Source organism: Caminibacter sp., from assembly GCF_053999135.1.
Genome location: NZ_JBMXVQ010000029.1, coordinates 1 through 15,962, shown reverse-complemented (window position 1 = coordinate 15,962; position 15,962 = coordinate 1). Strand labels below are relative to the sequence as shown.

Annotated in this window: 23 protein-coding genes; 2 read left to right on the top strand and 21 right to left on the bottom strand. The window is 34.4% G+C overall.

Going from position 1 to position 15,962, the window contains the following annotated elements:
• Positions 1 to 116 precede the first annotated feature (116 nt).
• From panD to flgB, 19 genes are all read right to left on the bottom strand, one after another.
• Complete coding sequence (gene panD / locus ACXJH6_RS02565; protein ID WP_456470203.1) at positions 117 to 491, bottom strand: aspartate 1-decarboxylase; 375 nt, start codon at positions 489 to 491, stop codon at positions 117 to 119.
• Positions 492 to 500: 9 nt separating this feature from the next.
• Complete coding sequence (locus tag ACXJH6_RS02560) at positions 501 to 836, bottom strand: (2Fe-2S) ferredoxin domain-containing protein (protein WP_456470202.1); 336 nt, start codon at positions 834 to 836, stop codon at positions 501 to 503.
• Positions 837 to 894: 58 nt separating this feature from the next.
• Positions 895 to 1,353, bottom strand: a complete 459-nt coding sequence (locus tag ACXJH6_RS02555) for a macro domain-containing protein (RefSeq protein ID WP_456470201.1) — start codon at positions 1,351 to 1,353, stop codon at positions 895 to 897.
• Positions 1,341 to 2,585: a UDP-N-acetylmuramoyl-L-alanyl-D-glutamate--2,6-diaminopimelate ligase gene (locus ACXJH6_RS02550; RefSeq protein WP_456470200.1), complete on the bottom strand. Its 1,245-nt coding sequence runs from the start codon at positions 2,583 to 2,585 to the stop codon at positions 1,341 to 1,343. The genes ACXJH6_RS02555 and ACXJH6_RS02550 overlap by 13 nt, the downstream gene beginning before the upstream one ends.
• The gene (locus ACXJH6_RS02545) at positions 2,557 to 2,844 is read right to left on the bottom strand and encodes a hypothetical protein (protein ID WP_456470199.1); all 288 of its coding nucleotides are present in this window, start codon (positions 2,842 to 2,844) and stop codon (positions 2,557 to 2,559) included. The genes ACXJH6_RS02550 and ACXJH6_RS02545 overlap by 29 nt, the downstream gene beginning before the upstream one ends.
• On the bottom strand, positions 2,819 to 3,115 hold the full coding sequence (locus tag ACXJH6_RS02540) for a NifU family protein (protein ID WP_456470198.1): 297 nt from the start codon (positions 3,113 to 3,115) through the stop codon (positions 2,819 to 2,821). Before ACXJH6_RS02540 ends, ACXJH6_RS02545 begins: the two co-directional genes overlap by 26 nt.
• A 1-nt stretch (position 3,116) precedes the next feature.
• Positions 3,117 to 3,488 carry a 50S ribosomal protein L17 gene (gene rplQ, locus ACXJH6_RS02535; RefSeq protein ID WP_456470197.1) on the bottom strand — a complete coding sequence of 124 codons (372 nt, stop codon included), beginning with the start codon at positions 3,486 to 3,488 and terminating at the stop codon, positions 3,117 to 3,119.
• The gene (locus ACXJH6_RS02530; RefSeq protein ID WP_456470196.1) at positions 3,488 to 4,489 is read right to left on the bottom strand and encodes a DNA-directed RNA polymerase subunit alpha; all 1,002 of its coding nucleotides are present in this window, start codon (positions 4,487 to 4,489) and stop codon (positions 3,488 to 3,490) included. The genes rplQ and ACXJH6_RS02530 overlap by 1 nt, the downstream gene beginning before the upstream one ends.
• A gap of 13 nt (positions 4,490 to 4,502) precedes the next feature.
• Positions 4,503 to 5,129: a 30S ribosomal protein S4 gene (gene rpsD, locus ACXJH6_RS02525; protein ID WP_456470195.1), complete on the bottom strand. Its 627-nt coding sequence runs from the start codon at positions 5,127 to 5,129 to the stop codon at positions 4,503 to 4,505.
• Between the two features lie 2 nt (positions 5,130 to 5,131).
• On the bottom strand, positions 5,132 to 5,524 hold the full coding sequence (rpsK, locus tag ACXJH6_RS02520) for a 30S ribosomal protein S11 (protein WP_456470194.1): 393 nt from the start codon (positions 5,522 to 5,524) through the stop codon (positions 5,132 to 5,134).
• A gap of 10 nt (positions 5,525 to 5,534) precedes the next feature.
• Positions 5,535 to 5,903 (bottom strand): 30S ribosomal protein S13, encoded by a 369-nt coding sequence (rpsM, locus tag ACXJH6_RS02515; RefSeq protein WP_456470193.1) that lies wholly within the window; start codon positions 5,901 to 5,903, stop codon positions 5,535 to 5,537.
• A 3-nt stretch (positions 5,904 to 5,906) separates the two neighbouring features.
• Complete coding sequence (rpmJ, locus tag ACXJH6_RS02510) at positions 5,907 to 6,020, bottom strand: 50S ribosomal protein L36 (RefSeq protein ID WP_007475222.1); 114 nt, start codon at positions 6,018 to 6,020, stop codon at positions 5,907 to 5,909.
• 239 nt (positions 6,021 to 6,259) lie between these two features.
• Positions 6,260 to 7,552, bottom strand: coding sequence for an NCS2 family permease (locus tag ACXJH6_RS02505; protein ID WP_456470192.1), 1,293 nt, complete (start codon positions 7,550 to 7,552; stop codon positions 6,260 to 6,262).
• Between the two features lie 109 nt (positions 7,553 to 7,661).
• The gene (locus ACXJH6_RS02500) at positions 7,662 to 8,084 is read right to left on the bottom strand and encodes an Hsp20/alpha crystallin family protein (protein ID WP_456470191.1); all 423 of its coding nucleotides are present in this window, start codon (positions 8,082 to 8,084) and stop codon (positions 7,662 to 7,664) included.
• 92 nt (positions 8,085 to 8,176) lie between these two features.
• The gene (locus ACXJH6_RS02495) at positions 8,177 to 9,274 is read right to left on the bottom strand and encodes a mechanosensitive ion channel family protein (RefSeq protein WP_456470190.1); all 1,098 of its coding nucleotides are present in this window, start codon (positions 9,272 to 9,274) and stop codon (positions 8,177 to 8,179) included.
• A complete protein-coding gene (locus tag ACXJH6_RS02490) occupies positions 9,255 to 10,898 on the bottom strand; it encodes a peptidoglycan D,D-transpeptidase FtsI family protein (protein ID WP_456470189.1) in 1,644 nt (547 codons plus the stop codon). The genes ACXJH6_RS02495 and ACXJH6_RS02490 overlap by 20 nt, the downstream gene beginning before the upstream one ends.
• Before the next feature lie 71 nt (positions 10,899 to 10,969).
• Complete coding sequence (gene fliE, locus ACXJH6_RS02485) at positions 10,970 to 11,266, bottom strand: flagellar hook-basal body complex protein FliE (RefSeq protein ID WP_456470188.1); 297 nt, start codon at positions 11,264 to 11,266, stop codon at positions 10,970 to 10,972.
• A gap of 10 nt (positions 11,267 to 11,276) precedes the next feature.
• Positions 11,277 to 11,774, bottom strand: a complete 498-nt coding sequence (gene flgC, locus ACXJH6_RS02480) for a flagellar basal body rod protein FlgC (RefSeq protein ID WP_456470187.1) — start codon at positions 11,772 to 11,774, stop codon at positions 11,277 to 11,279.
• A gap of 9 nt (positions 11,775 to 11,783) precedes the next feature.
• Positions 11,784 to 12,212, bottom strand: a complete 429-nt coding sequence (gene flgB / locus ACXJH6_RS02475; RefSeq protein WP_456470186.1) for a flagellar basal body rod protein FlgB — start codon at positions 12,210 to 12,212, stop codon at positions 11,784 to 11,786.
• Positions 12,213 to 12,300: 88 nt separating this feature from the next.
• On the opposite strand from flgB, the gene ACXJH6_RS02470 reads away from it, so the two are divergent.
• Positions 12,301 to 13,440: an FtsW/RodA/SpoVE family cell cycle protein gene (locus ACXJH6_RS02470; protein ID WP_456470185.1), complete on the top strand. Its 1,140-nt coding sequence runs from the start codon at positions 12,301 to 12,303 to the stop codon at positions 13,438 to 13,440.
• Between the two features lie 17 nt (positions 13,441 to 13,457).
• Positions 13,458 to 14,489, top strand: a complete 1,032-nt coding sequence (gene murG / locus ACXJH6_RS02465) for an undecaprenyldiphospho-muramoylpentapeptide beta-N-acetylglucosaminyltransferase (RefSeq protein WP_456470184.1) — start codon at positions 13,458 to 13,460, stop codon at positions 14,487 to 14,489.
• Here the strand turns inward: murG and gmhA are convergent.
• On the bottom strand, positions 14,469 to 15,026 hold the full coding sequence (gmhA, locus tag ACXJH6_RS02460) for a D-sedoheptulose 7-phosphate isomerase (protein ID WP_456470183.1): 558 nt from the start codon (positions 15,024 to 15,026) through the stop codon (positions 14,469 to 14,471). The two genes, murG and gmhA, sit on opposite strands and share 21 nt — an antisense overlap.
• Before the next feature lie 73 nt (positions 15,027 to 15,099).
• Positions 15,100 to 15,962 (bottom strand): D-glycero-beta-D-manno-heptose 1-phosphate adenylyltransferase (gene rfaE2, locus ACXJH6_RS02455; protein WP_456470182.1); only part of this gene is annotated, 863 nt, incomplete at its 5' end.

The window sequence follows — 15,962 nt, the reverse complement described above, 5'->3', positions numbered from 1 at the left end:
AACCGTAGCCTCAACAAGACCTCCCCCGCTTTTTGCGGTATAAGTTTTATTGTCGGATTCTTGTATCTGCTCCTGAAGCTTTTGCATCATTTCGTTTAAATCAAGATTACCAAACATTATTCCTCCTGTAAATAGGTTGTTTTTTCAATTATATCGTTATTATCATCAACAATCAACACCGCAGGTTTAAAATCTTTAGCCTCTTGAGGCGTCATAGAGGCATAAGCGATTATTATTATCTTATCTCCCGGATGAACTTTTCTTGCTGCCGCCCCGTTTAAACAGATATCTCTTTTGCCTCTTTCACCTTTTATAACATATGTTGAAAATCTCTCTCCATTGTTAATATTTACAATATCAACCTTTTGTCCTACAAGTAAATTGGCTTCTTCCATAAGTTCTTCATCAATGGTAATAGACCCGACATAATTAAGATTTGCATCCGTAACAGTGGCCCTGTGAATTTTACTATAAAGCATTTCTATAGTCATTTTTTACCTTTACGCCCAAAATTCCTTAGGAATTAGATACTCTTTTACCGGTTTTCCTTCAATAATATGCTCTTTTAAGATTCTGTCAATTTTTTCTTTATTCAAATCGACATACATATAACTGCCGGGCTCAACCAGCATAACAGGTCCGAAATTACATCTGTTTAGACACCCGGTAGGCACTATCCAGTTAACCATAGGGTCAATTCCCATATCCATCATTTTTTGCTGAGTATAAGGCAGTAAATCTTCCGTACCTTCTCTTACGCAGCTAGGTTTTGGAAAACTAGGAGGTCTTTTGACCTGACACATAAACATTATATTTTTTGGTTTTGGCATTTGCATGCACACTCCTTTTTTTAGCCCTATTATATCTTAAAGCATTAACTTTTTATTAATTGTATCAAATTTTCTCGATTAAAATAATTCTCGCCCTTAAAGGCTCAAAATACTTCTTCATAACCTTCCTCACAACCGTCTTGTCAAGTCCCCCGACTCCCGTACCGAGATACGGAGTAATTACCAGCGCGTCTTTATCGCTGAGATACTCTGCTATATTTTTACATATTTTTTCTATTCTTTCATAATCCGGGGCTATTTCCACAGCCCCCGGTCCGTAATCCATAACAGCTGCGTGAATTGCCCATTTATACTCTTCACAGGGATAAACCGTCACTGCTATATCGCCGGGATTCAAAAATCCGTGTTTTCCTGTCCATTCATCCATTACAGCCTGAAGTTTAGGACACATCATCTTTAAAACACCGCTGACACCGCTTCCGAGTTTTAATATCGTATTACTTGGATTTACTATATAATCACCTCTGAAATCCCTGATATCTCCTTTAACTATTTCAAACATTCTTTTACCGTCTCCCTGTCGCTGTAATCTATTTTTTTGTGGCAGTATTCAATATAATTTTCATTGCCTTTACCTAAAAGCATTAAAACCATATTGTTTTCTTTAGCTATTTTTAACGCTTTTTTTATGGCTTTTTTTCTGTTGGTTATTACCTCAAAAGGAGTGTTTTGAATGCCTTTTGATATTTCCTTACAAATATTTTCAACATTTTCACATCTTGGATTATCTTCTGTAAGAATTATATAATCGGTAAATTTATCTGCTACTTCTCCCATTAAATATCTTTTATCCCTGTCTCGGTTACCGCCTGCACCAAAAACAACGATTTTTTTACCCTTAACAGCACTTAATACTTTCTCCATCCCATCAGGCGTATGGGCAAAATCGATAATCACCAAAGGGTTGTTTGAAACTATTTCCATCCTGCCTGGTACGCCTTTGAAATATTTCAATTGAGAATTGAGAATGGAAAATGGAGAATTAGTTAAAACCTCAACAGTTTTTAAAGCAAGAGAAAAGTTCATCTTATTAAATTCACCCGCCATCAGAATATCCTTAACTACAGGTTTATCTAAAACATATAAATTTTTTTTATGTATTTTAAATTCATATCCCATTACGTTTACAAGTGAAAAATTTGAATTCTCAATTTTCCATTCTCCATTTTCCATTTTTAAAAGTTTTCCATTTATTATTTTAATGCTTTCATCATGAAAAAAAGACTCTTTTGCTTTTTTATATTCTTCCATGCTTTTATGAAAATCAAGATGGTCCTGAGAAAAAGAGGTCAAAATCTTGGCACTAAAATCAATCCCCTCAATCCTGTTTTGAACAATGGCATGTGAAGATACTTCCATGATAAAAAAATCGGGTTTATATTTAAAAGCCCTTTTGATAGTGGTAAAAACAGGAGGGGTTGTAAGTGTTTTTCCTTCTTTTTTTTCTCCGTTAAAATAAAAACCCTCGGTTCCCTGAATACCAACAGAATATCCAAAAGATTGCAACAAATATTCCAAAACAAAAGCCGTAGTTGTTTTCCCGTTTGTACCGGTTATTCCTATAAATTTTGTTTTAAGATTAAGCTCCCTTAAAAGCTCTTTTGGAGTTGTAAAGTTTTTAATATTCCGGGCATATTTTGAGTTTTGAGAGGTTTTTAAAAAGAGCTTGGAGGGGGAGAGCTCTTTTGTATTGTCTGTTATTAAATCATTGTTTAAGTAATGAATTAAATCCATTAACTATCTCTATATCATTACTGTTTTGAAGCAGTTCTTCAAAGTAACTTATTGCGTTTTCTTTAAAACCGTATTTTAATAAAATATCAAAAAAATCTAAAAGTTCTTCTTTCGTTTCAAAATAAACTTTTGTAGACAAAAGAACGTTTTCCAAATCCTCTTTTGATTTTATTAAATCCCTGATATCTTTAAAAGAAACAGCCTTTTCAGATTCCAACTGCGACAAAGAAACATCAAAATGAATATTTCGCAAGCTCATCCAATTTATCCTCATATCCATGAGGTACGTTCATAACAACCAAATCAGGATGTATTTTTTCTTTCAGGGCTTTTTCAATACCGTATTTTAAAGTAGCGCCTGCACTCGCACATCCTACACATCCGCCCTGAAGCTGAACGAAAACAACAGGTTTTTTTACATCAATCAATGTAACATCGCCTCCATCCATTTGAAGCATAGGGCGGATTTCTTCAAGTACTCCCGCCACCGCTTCTTTTAAGTCTTCGTTAGAAAAAGGAATATCCGCCATATTATTCTCCTATGAATTCAATAATACACATCTCCGCAGCGTCACCTCTTCTAAATCTTGTTTTAATTATTTTAGTATATCCGCCGTTTCTGTTTACATATTGAGGAGCTATTTCTTCAATAAGTTTTTTAGTAGCGGCTTTTGCTCTTTCGTTACTTCCTAGTTTTGAATATACATATCTGTGTGTATTCAAATCAGGATTTTTTTTAGCTTTAGTAACTATTTTTTCAATATATCTTCTAAGTTCTTTAGCTTTTGGAACGGTAGTTTCAATACTTCCGTGTTCGATTAAATCGCAAGCCAAGTTTCTAAGAAGCGCTCTTCTGTGTTCGCTGTCGCGCCCTAACTTTCTGTAACCGTGCTTATGTCTCATTACTCTTCTCCTTTAAGTTTAGCAAGTTTTTCTTCTATAGCCTTTTTGACTTCAAGAGGCAATGTTTTTGTAATAGAAAAACCAATCTCTTCCAATTTTTCAAAAATTTCTTCTAATGATTTTGTTCCTAAATTTTTAATGTTAGCTATTTTTTCTTTGCCCATTAATACAAGTTCACCTACATATTTAATCCCGGCCCTGTCAAGAGCGTTAAAGCTTCTGCTTCTTAAATTCAAACTTTCAATAGGTTCAAACAAAATATTATATTCTTCAGGAAGTTCAACATTTTCCGCTTTTTTAGGCTCAAGTTTAAACTCTTTCGAAAATACGCTGAACTGATTTAAATAGTTGTTAACCGCATCTTTAAAAGCGTCGATAGGGTCAACCTGTCCGTCCGTTTCAACCTCAAAAATAACTTTTTCAAAATTAGGGTCGTCTTCGATTAAGATATTCTCAATATTGTATACCACTTTTTTAATAGGAGAAAAATACGCATCAAGTCCTATATAACCTTCGGGAAGTTCATCTCTATAATTTTCGACAGCGACAAATCCCATTCCTTTTTTTATAATAATGCTCAGTTTTAATTCGCCTTCTTCATTTAAAGTGGCTATATATTCATCAGGGGTAACGACATCAACTTCATCGTTAATTAAATCTTCTCCTCTGATTTCTTTAGGACCTACAAACGTATAATTAACCGTAATTTCTTTTTTTTCAGAGTCTTTAATCTTAAATCTTATATTTTTAAGATTTATAATAAAGCTGGCAACATCTTCCAGCATACCTTTTAAAGAATCAAATTCGTGTTTTACCCCTTCGATTTTTAAAGCAACTGGAGCATATCCCGCAGTTGCCGCAATTAAAACTCTTCTAATCGGATGGGCTGCACTTACTCCAAAACCGGCTTCAAAAGGATAAACCTCGATTTTTGCGAGATTTCCCTCTTTTTGATAAGAAAATTCGGTTGGAATTAAAACTTCTGTTTTTATTTTATTCATTTTTTAGCCCCTATTATTTAGAGTATAGCTCAACTACTAGTCTCTCATCTACCGGAATATTTACTTCACTTCTCTCAGGAATTCTTTGGAATACCCCTACCATTTTTTCTTTGTCAACATCAACCCAAGGAGCTATACCTGTTTGAGCCGTAAGTTCTAAAGCTCTTTGAATTTGAGGGTTGTTTTTTGATTTTTCTCTGATTTCAATTCTATCCCCCTCTTTAACTAAATAAGAAGGAATATTTACTTTTTTCCCGTTTACAAGTACATGCCCGTGAGTTACAAGTTGTCTTGCAAATCTTCTAGTAGTGGCAAATCCCATTCTGTAAACTACGTTATCAAGTCTTCTTTCAAGAAGTCTGATAAGGTTTTCCCCCGTACTTCCTTCTTGTCTGTTTGCCTCTTTAAAAAATCTTCTAAACTGCTTTTCAAGAACACCGTAATAATACTTAATTTTTTGTTTTTCTCTTAACTGTTGTCCGTATTCTGAAATTTTTGTTCTTCTTTGCCCGTGTTGTCCAGGCGCGTAAGGTCTTCTGTCAAGCGCAGATTTACCTGCAAGTCTTCTTTCACCTTTTAATTCTAAACTAACACCAAGTCTTCTTTCAATTCTTTCAACAGGTCCTGTATATCTAGCCATCGTTACACCCTTCTTCTTTTTCTTGGTCTACAACCATTATGCGGTAATGGAGTAATATCTTTCATCCATAAAACTTTAATTCCGTCAATAGCACCTACTGTTTTAACGGCAGTTTCTCTACCGCCTCCAGGTCCTTGTACTTTAATTCCAACTTCTTTAATACCATATTCTTTAGCTTTTGCCATTGCATCTTCTACAGCTTGTTGAGCAGCAAAAGGAGTTGATTTTTTGCTTCCTTTAAAACCTAAAGCACCAGCAGAGCTCCAGCATAAAGCATTACCCATTTCATCGGTTACAGTTATCATAGTATTATTAAAAGTAGCTGCGATATATACTACACCGCGTCCAACTTGTTTTTTAATTTTTTTCTTTTTAGTTAATTTTCTTTTTGCCATCATCTACCCCTTATTTCGCTTTTGCGCCGACAGTTTTTCTTTTACCTTTTCTGGTACGCGCATTTGTTTTAGTTCTTTGACCTCTAACAGGTAGTCCGCGTCTGTGTCTAAGACCTCTGTAGCATCCTAAGTCCATAAGCTCTTTAATATTAAGCTGAACTATTTTTCTAAGCTCACCTTCAACAATGTAATTATTTTGAATTTCTTTATTTAAAACAGATATTTCTTCTTCGGTAAGTTCGTAAACTCTTTTTTCAGGGTCTATTCCTGTGTCTTTAAGTATTTTTCTGCTTGTTGTAAGACCGATTCCGTAAATATACGGAAGTGCGTATTCGATTTTTTTCTTTTTAGGTAAGTCGATACCAGCAATTCTCGCCATGTTTTATCCTTGTCTTTGTTTATGTCTTGGATTTTCACAAATTACCCTAACAATGCCTTTTCTTTTAACGATTTTGCATTTAGGACAAATTTTTTTAACTGATGCTCTAACTTTCATAACTTCTCCCTTTGTTTTTATAGACAATACCCCCTTAGGTACAAAGACCAGCCCTTGCAACATTTAATTAAAATAAATGATGCAAAGCCTCTTTTACGTTCAGGGGGATGGAATTATACCAAAATAATGGAAAATGGAAAATGGAAAATGGAATATAAATTAATGTAAGCTTCAAAAAAAAAGAAAAAATGCTGTTTATTATTTCCTTAAAAAAAGGAAAAGAGTAAAAACTCTTAATTTTAGTGGAATATGAAAGCCATTAAACCGATAATTGCAAGTGTAATCGTACCTGCATTTATTTTATCAAACTCTTTTCTAAATAAAGCCAAAAGTAAATAAATTACAAATCCCGCACTAAGCCCTATCGTAATGGAATATGTAAGAGGCATTAAAATAACCGTTATAAAAGCACTTACGGCTACAGTATGGTCTTTAAAATCTATATTCTTAAGCTCACTGAACATTAATACTCCGACCATTACCAAAATAGGATAAATCGCATTGCTTGGAATTGCTTTATATAAAGGAAGGAAAAAGAGGGTAGTAATAAATAAAAGCCCCGTTACAACGGCTGTCAGTCCCGTTCTTCCCCCTTCTTCAACACCAACGGCGCTTTCTATAAAAGAAGTTGTGGTGGAAGTACCAAGACTTGCTCCTATAACCGTTGCGGCGGCATCCGCCTCAAGGGTTTTTTGAAGCTCCCTGCTTCCGTCTTTAAAAAGACCGGCCCTCATACCTATACCGGCCAGAGTACCTATAGTATCAAACATATCCGTAATCAAAAAAGTTACGATAACAGGAATTAAAGAAAGAGTTAAAGCGCTTGCTATATCAAATTTAAAAGCAATAGGAGCAATACTAGCAGGAACGGACACAATCCCTTCAGGAAGCTTTGCAAGTCCGAATATCCAAGCTACCACAGTAGTCACTAAAATAGATAAAATAAAAGCACCTTTTATCCTGTAAGAATAAAACAGGGCAGCCGTTATAAAACCAAATATCCCGAGCAAAACATTAGGGTCTTTTATATTCCCAAGCCCCACCAAAACGGCGTCATTATTGGTTATAATTCCCATCCCCTGCAATCCTATAAAAGCTATAAACATCCCTATACCAGCACTTATTGCCCTTCTTAAATCCACGGGTACCGACTCAAGCACCCACACCCTGAATTTGGTAAAGGAAAGGGCTAAAAATATAAGTCCGGATATCATTACTATTCCAAGGGCCGTCTGCCATGGAATCCCCATACCTTTTACAAGTCCGAATGTAAAATAAGCATTAAGTCCCATACCAACACTCATAGCAACGGGGGTATTTGACCAAAACCCGTTTAAAACAGTAGCAATAATGGTAACAACGGCAGTCGCAGTAATTAAAGCATCAAAAGGCATTCCTGTAAGGCTCATAATAGAAGCATTTACAGGGACAATATACATCATAGCCAAAAATGTAGAAAGTCCGGCTCTAAACTCGGTAGATATGTCAGTGTTTTTTTCTCTCAGATGAAAGATTTTTTCAAGCAGTTTCATTTTTCAGCCTTTTAATTTAGCTGAATAATTTTAACAAAAATATGAGCGTTTCACCAAGTTTATTTAAAGTGTCTGTGAGCAGATAAAATAAAATAAAAAAAAACCGAGGTTATTTCACCTCGATTCTTTTTCCGGCAGGTTTTTGTTTTTTAGGAATAAATATTTTTAAAACACCGTCTTCATATTTAGCTTCTATATTATCCAAATCGGCATCGTTTGGAAGTTTAAACGCCCTTTCAAATCTTCCAAAAAAGCTTTCTATTCTAGTATAGTTCGGACCGTTTTCTTCTTTTTTTAATTTTCTTTCCCCAGAAATAGTAAGTACACCGTCATTTACTGCTATTTCTATATCTTCTTTTTTAACGCCAGGAAGGTCTATTTCGAGATAATAACCTTTTTCATCAGCTTTTTCATTCACAGCAGGCGTAAAAGCTTCCACTTTTTGAACAGGTTTGTTTGCTTGAAGAACCGCTCCTATTCTTCTTTCTATATCTTGTAATTCTCTGAAAGGATCGAATACCATTGGCCACATTTTCCCCTCCTTTTTAATAAATTTTTTTCTAATGAAATTATAGCAAATTATTAAGACAATGTCAATAATATTGATATTATTTAACTAAACTTTCATTCTTTAAATCTTTCAATTTGCAAAGGGGTTTCAAAATAAACACTGTTACTAGGAAACGCAAAAGAACTTCCGTTTTGCTCTACAATCTCTTTTATTTTAAGATTTATATCTTCTCTGATTCTAAGATAATCTTTCCAAACGGCCGTATTGGTGAAAAAATAACAAAAAATACTAAGAGCGCTGTCTTCAAACTGGTCAAAATAAATTAAAAGGCTTTCATCTTTTGCTATTTCAGGATGGTTTAAAAGCATATTCCTTATATCTTCCACTATCTTTTTAACCTTATCTACAGGCGTATCATAAACAAGGCCTATTCTCATCATAATTCTTCTTTTATCACGTCTGCTGAAATTTTCAACGCTTGAATTGGCTATGGTTGCATTTGGGACTATTATAAGTCTTTTGTCAAAAGCCCTTATTTTAGTGGTTCTCATTCCTATATCTTCTACTATTCCCTCAACATTACCTATTTTAACCCATTCTCCTATCTTAAAAATATTATCGGTCAAAATTGCAATTCCTCCGAAAATATTGGCTGCCGTATCTTTTGCGGCAAGAGCAAAAGCAAGTCCACCAAGTCCCAAAGAAGCTATAAACCCTGTAACATTAATGCCCCAGTCCTGAAGTAAAGCTATAATACCGATAGATATTACTAAAATTTTAATTATTTTTATAACAAAACCGGCAAGTTCTCTCGAAGCTTTTCCAAAACGCCCCAATAATTTATAAACCGACTCTTCAAATTCGTTTATGATATTGTAAATAGCCCAAAACACGTCAAAAATCAAAAGCCCTTTTAAAATATGATAAGCAACAGCATTTTTTACTTCCAAAAAAAACAAAAAGAAATAAAAACCTCCTATCACAAATAAAAATTTCAAAGGCTCTTTTAAGGCTTTTAAAAATTTATCGTCAATATCGGTTTTCGTTTTTTTCGTCAAAAGCCTTAGCGTCTTTATAAAATAAATCGTAAAAGCCTTTCTGGCAATCAAAAAAAACGAAAGTACCACAAAAGCCAAAATGATTTTATAAAGAGGTAAGGACAAAAATTTGTAATTTAAGATATTTATAAATTCACTTAGATAACTTTCCATTTTCAACCTTTATCAGATTTTCTTCCATCATTATATCAATTATTTTTTTAAATGTAGGCACGGCCGAAGATGAAGCAAAATAGTTAGGCCATTTGGCTTTTATATCAAAAAAAGTAACTCCTATCGTATATCTGTGAATTCCGTCGTTAACAAAACCGAAAAAAGATGAATTATATATATTTTTATATCCCCCTTTAACGGAAACATGAGCCGTTCCGGTTTTTCCGGCAACAAAAAGTCCCTTGATATCGGCAGCTTTTCCTGTTCCCTTTAAGACGACTTTTCTCAATATTTTTAACATGGTCTCAGCTGTCTGAGGAGATACAACCCTTTTTTTATAAGCTTTTATAGCCCCTATTCTCGGGGTAAATGTAATTCCTTTATTATTAAACACATTATAAGCTTTTAAAAGCTGAACAAAATTTACCAAAATTCCGTAACCGTAAGAAGTAGTTGATTTATACACGGGATAATTTAAAAGCTTCAGGCTTCTCAGCTTTCCTTTAAGCTCATAAGGTAAATCGATACCGCTATATTCCCCAAACCCGAAATTTTTAAGCCCGTTAAAAAACTCTACGTTTGTAAGTCTCAAAGCAAGCTGTGAAATACCTATATTACTCGAATACACAATCACGTTTTCTGCACTCAGCCACTCAAAAGGCTCATCGTCTCTTATAGGAGTTTTTCTCCATTCGGGTTTCCATCTTCCGTTATATCCTTTTATTATTTCATAAGGATTTACTTTTTTAAGCTCCAGTAAAATCGCAAACGTAATAGGTTTCATAACCGAACCCGGTTCAAAAAGTTCTCTTATAACGCTTATTTTCATATTTTTCACATCCCTTGGGCTTATATGGGAAGGATTATACCTGTTAGAAGTGGCAATGGCCAGTAAGCGACCGGTTTTTGAATCCATTACAGCGGCTACAACCTCTTTTGCCGATAATTTGTTTTTTTGGACCGATAGCAGTTTTTCTATTTTTCTTTGTAATACAAGGTTAATATTAAGAAGAAGACTTTTCCCGTCAACAGGCTGCTTTACAACTGAATCTCCGTCATAAATAATATTACCGAACACATCCCTGTAACCTTTTTTAAATCCGTCTTTTTTTGCTCTTAAAAGTTCGTCATAATACTCTTCAAGTCCGTTTTCACCTTTTTTTAAATCTTTTCTGTATCTGCCCAAAACCGGTTCTAGCGTATCCGCATAAGGATAAACTCTTTTAAAATCCAAACTCGCTATTTCATATCCTCTTCTGATACCTGTTTTAGGATTAGTTAAAAATACCCTTTTTTTATCAAGAATTTTTCTAAGATAAATAAGATTTTGCTTCGTTTTTAAATCTACCTTTGCAATAAGAATCCGGTTCTTACCTCTTTTTTTGGCAAAATTAATAATATTTTTTAATCTTTTCTCGCTTATACCCGAATATATAGAAAAAAGTTTTATAAAAAGAGCCTTTTTATTTTCATCAAGATAATTCACATATAAATAAATGCCGTAAAGCTTTTGACTTTTGGCAATAGTATAATTTTTAGAATATATATTTCCTCTAACAGCGCTCTCTTTTTTAACTATAACAGGTTCGAAATAATATTTCGGTTTTGCAATGGAAAAAAACAAAAAAGCTCCGTAAACAATAGCCAATAAAAAAAGAAAAAGAAAAAAAAATGCGGGGATTCTTATGTTTTTCATTAAATTTGAGTTTTTAGAAGCTCTTTGTAGGCGTTAATTGCTTTGTTTCTTACTTCAAGCATCATTTTCATTTTCATTTCGGCTTTTTGGATAGTAATACTCGCTTTTGCTAAATCCTGAACTTCTCCCGACGCTATGGCGGCCTGAGTTTCATCGGCTTTTTGCATCAAATTATTTGTTTCATCTATCTCCTTTTTCAATACCTCCTCAAAATCTATTCCTCCGCTTTTAGAAGTTTTGTTTTGAAGAGGAGAAGAAGATGTGTTAATACCGTCAACTTTATTTATAAAAGCCATCTGTTATCCTTTAGGATTGTAAAATATTAATGGCGTTTTGAGCCATGTTTTTAGTAGCCTGAAAAGCGGCCACATTTGCCTGATAAGCCCTTGTCGCTTCTATTAAATCGGCCATTTCCACAACAGGATTAATATTAGGATAGGCAACATAACCGTCCGCATCTGCATCCGGATTTGTCGGGTCGTACTTTAAAATAGGTTTGCTGTCATCCCTTACGACCTTATCCACTATAACCGTTTCAACAGGAGGTTTTGCAACAGCATAATCTTCTCCTTCCTCGTCAAGAGGGTTTTCATATTTATGAAATCTGGAATTTTCGTCTATGTATTTGTTTAAATGCTCTTCAAAAGGCACGGCTTTAAAAATAACCTCTTTTCTTCTATAAGGCCCTCCCTCGGGAGTTCTTGTAGTATTTGCATTAGCGATATTTTCGGAAATTATATTTATCCTAAATCTCTGAGCCGATAATCCGTATCCTGAAATATCAAAACTGTTTAAAAAAGCCATTTTCTATCCTTAAATATTCTTACTTGAATCTATAACCGCTTTAAATATTTCTATATTTTTTCTTAAAGCCGCTACGGTGGCGTTATACATCATACTGTTTTTTGCCATTTCAGTCGTTTCAACGTCTATATCAACACTGTTTCCGTCATTTTTGGCCAAATGACCGTCTCTGTAAAAAACTATAGGCTTGTAAGGGTCGTCAAAATCCTTAGGCTCTAAGTGCATAGGCGATGTTTTGGCCAGTTCTAACTTTTTAGACGGTTTGTGAAATTTTTTATTTATCTCTTCTTCTAATGCTTCTTCAAATCTTATATCTTTAGGTCTGTAAAAAGGAGTATCGGCATTTGCAATATTACTTGAAATCATATCTTCTCTTATTCTTCTGTAAAACAGGGATTTTTCCATAATATTAAAAGATTTTGAAATTTCAAATGCCACATTTTCTCCTTTTTAAATAACAAGCAAAAAACGTTCCTCTTTTTTTTGATAAAATTACATTTATCATTATACTTCATAAAGGTTAAATTTGCAAAAAGTAGATACCCTCGTTTTTATTATAGTGGCTGTTTTAATGCTTATAGGCGCTATATTTTCATATTCTTTACCTATATTTTTTGAAGTAAAAAAACATTTAAGCGAATATCACTTTTTTAAAAATTATCTCTTATTTGCAGGTGGAAGTTTTTTCCTTATGATACTTTTATCCAGGGCAGACCCGGAAAAGTGGTTTAACATTTTAGGGTTCGGTATACTTATAATATCGGGAGCACTTATAATTCTTCTGCCTTTTTTACCTGAATCAGTAGCTCCGGTAATCAACGGTGCCAGACGGTGGATTAAAATAGGTGGCTTTAAATTTTCACCGGTAGAGTTTTTTAAAATAGGGGTAATCTTTTTTTTATCATGGTCTTTTACCAGAAAAGTTAAAAAAACAAAATCCCTTAAAGAGGAATTTACCCTTATAATCCCTTATCTGCTCGTTCTGGGAATATTTTGGGTATTTATCATTTTTTTATTATCCGACTTAGGACAGGTAATGGTTATGGTGCTGATTTTCGCGCTTATGCTACTGGTAGCCGGAGGAAAATTTCAGACATTCGGTATTATGGCTGCAATCGGAGCTGTACTTTTAATATTAGCGGTAATGTTCGCCCCTTACAGACTCGAAAGGATAAAAAACTGGCTTTATACCATGACTTCCAACTTTTTTCCGCACCCCCTTATTGAAGGCTCCTCCGCCAATTACGGACAGGTTATTCAGTCTTTAAACGCAATACACCATGGAGGAATAAGCGGCGTAGGAATAGGAAACGGTATTTTTAAACTCGGGTTTTTAAGCGACGTTCATACGGATTTTGTCTTGGCGGGAATAGCGGAAGAGAGCGGTATTATAGGTATAACAATCGTTCTTGGTCTGTTTGCCGTTTTACTGTTTAGAATTTTTAAACTTTCTTTCCGAGCTGAAAAAAAAGAGTATCAGCTTTTTGCTTTTGGAGTGGGAAGTCTTATAGCCATTCAGCTTATTTTAAACGGTCTTGGAATAACCTCAATCATTCCTCTTAAAGGTTTAACCGTTCCGTTTTTAAGTTACGGGGGAAGTTCACTTTTTGCATTTGCCACCGCAATAGGCATGGTTTTGATGATAAGCAAAAAAGCAAAATTTTAATTAATGGAAAATGGAAAATGGAAAATGGAAAATTTAATATCGCTATAACCGGGGGCGGAACCGGAGGACATCTGAAAATTGCCAAAGTTATCAAAGAAGAATTAAACAAAAGAGATATAAAACCTATCTATATAGGCTCAACTTCCGGAGCTGATAAAGAGTGGTTTGAAAACGATAAAGGATTTAGTCATACCTACTTTCTATCTTCTTCCGGAGTGGTGAACAAAAAAGGACTTAATAAAATAAACTCTTTAATAAATATCCTAAAACTCTCAAATGAAGCTAAAAATATTTTAAAACATCACAACATAAAAGCCGTATTTAGTGTAGGAGGATACTCTGCGGCACCGGCTTCTTTTGCAGCGATTTTAAGTAATGTTCCGCTTTTTATACATGAACAAAACGCCCATATAGGAGCTCTTAATAAAATCCTAAAGCCTTTTTCAAAAAGATTTTTCAGTACATTTCTTTACGGCGACCCATATCCGGTAGAAGATATTTTTTTTGAAAAAGCAAGAATAAGAAAAGAACTAAAAACCGTTATATTTTTAGGAGGAAGCCAGGGAGCCGTTGCCATAAACGATTTGGCTTTAAAACTGGCTTCTCAATTAAAAGAAAAAAATATAAACATCATCCATCAAACGGGTAAAAGAGATTTTAAAAGAATAAAAGAGTTTTACGAAAAAGAAAATATAAAAGCCGATGTGTTTGATTTTTATCCGAATTTAGTAGAAAAAATAAAAAAAGCCGACTTTGCCGTATCGCGTGCCGGGGCTTCGACTCTTTTTGAACTTGCGGCAAACCAAATACCGACTCTTTTTATTCCCTATCCTTATGCCACAGGAGACCATCAATACTATAATGCAAAATTTATAGCCGATAAAAACGCCGGATTTGTAAAACGACAAAATGAAATTGACATTTCAGAGATAAAAAACATGATTTTTAATGCTGATTTAGAAACAATGTCCAAAAACTTAATCTCAATAAATCAAAAAGAAGGTGCAAAATTTATAACAAAGGAAATATTAAAATCCCTCGTCAATTAAAGCACAAATCATATGCCCGACCATTATATGCATTTCCTGAATTCTAGGTGTGTCGTTTGAAGGGATTACGATATTCACATCACCCATTTCTTTCATTCTGCCACCGTCTTTTCCGGTGAATGTTATAACCTTAGAACCTATTTTTTTTGCACTCTCAATTGCTTTTATAACATTAAGAGAATTCCCGCTTGTGGAAATCGCTATTAAAACGTCTCCCTTTTTACCCAAAGCCTCCACCTGTCTTGAAAAAACATATTCATATCCATAATCGTTTCCTATAGCGGTAAGAGCTGAAGTGTCGGTTGTAAGTGCTATTCCGGCAAGTGGAATTCTTTCTTTTTTAAACCTTCCGCTAAGTTCGGCGGCTATATGCTGGCTATCAGCCGCACTGCCTCCGTTCCCGCAAAGCATTATTTTGTTTCCGTTTTTCAGTGCACTCAGACACAATTCTCCCGCTTCTTTAATTAAGGGTAATAACTTTTCCATTTTTTCAGCTGTTTTTATATGCTCATTCAAACATTTTTTTAAATTCTCCATTCTCAATTCTCCCTCTGCACCCCAAAAAGTCTTACGACTTTTTAGGGACCCCGCTTTCTCAATTTTTAACTTTTCACTTTTCATTTTTCACTTTTTTTATTATCGAAGTGGTGCTTCTTCCCTCTACAAATTCAATAAGTTTAACTTCCCCCGCTATATCGCTTCCGACTACCTTTTTTCCTTCGTAATCTTTTCCCTTAACCAAAACATCCGGTTTTATTTTTTTAATAAGCTCATAAGGCGTATCTTCTTCAAAAATTACGACATAATCCACAACCTCAAGACTCGCTAATAAATAAGCCCTGTCGTATTCATCGTTTACGGGTCTATCACTTCCTTTTAATCTTTTAACGGATTCATTGGAATTAACCCCTACTATCAGTTTATCTCCAAGGGATTTTGCTTTTTGAAGATACTTAACGTGCCCTAAATGCAGTATATCAAAGCATCCGTTTGTAAAAACGATTTTTTTATTTTGATTTTTTAAATCATTTGAGATATGTTCTATTGTCTTAAAATCCACTATTTTATAATCGACACTGTTATCAAGCCTTCTTTTAGTTTCTTCAATCTCTTCCAAAGTAACCGTCGCACTTCCTATTTTGCTCACAACCACGGCAGCCGCAGCGTTTGCAAAATGCATAGCCTCTATCATATCTTCACTTTTGCTTAAATAATATCCAAGACTTGCCAAAACGGTATCCCCTGCCCCAGTTACGTCGTAAACCTCTTTGGCAATTGTAGGAATTTTTACATACTCATCCCCAAAAAGCGCCATTCCCTCTTCACTCAGCGTAACCAGCAAATAGTCCAAATTGAGTTCTTTTTTTACTTTCCATCCGGCATTAATTAAATCTTCTTCACTGTTTATATCCATTCCGGCGGCAGTTGAGAGCTCTTTTTTATTAGGTTTAATCATCCAAGCGTTTATGTATT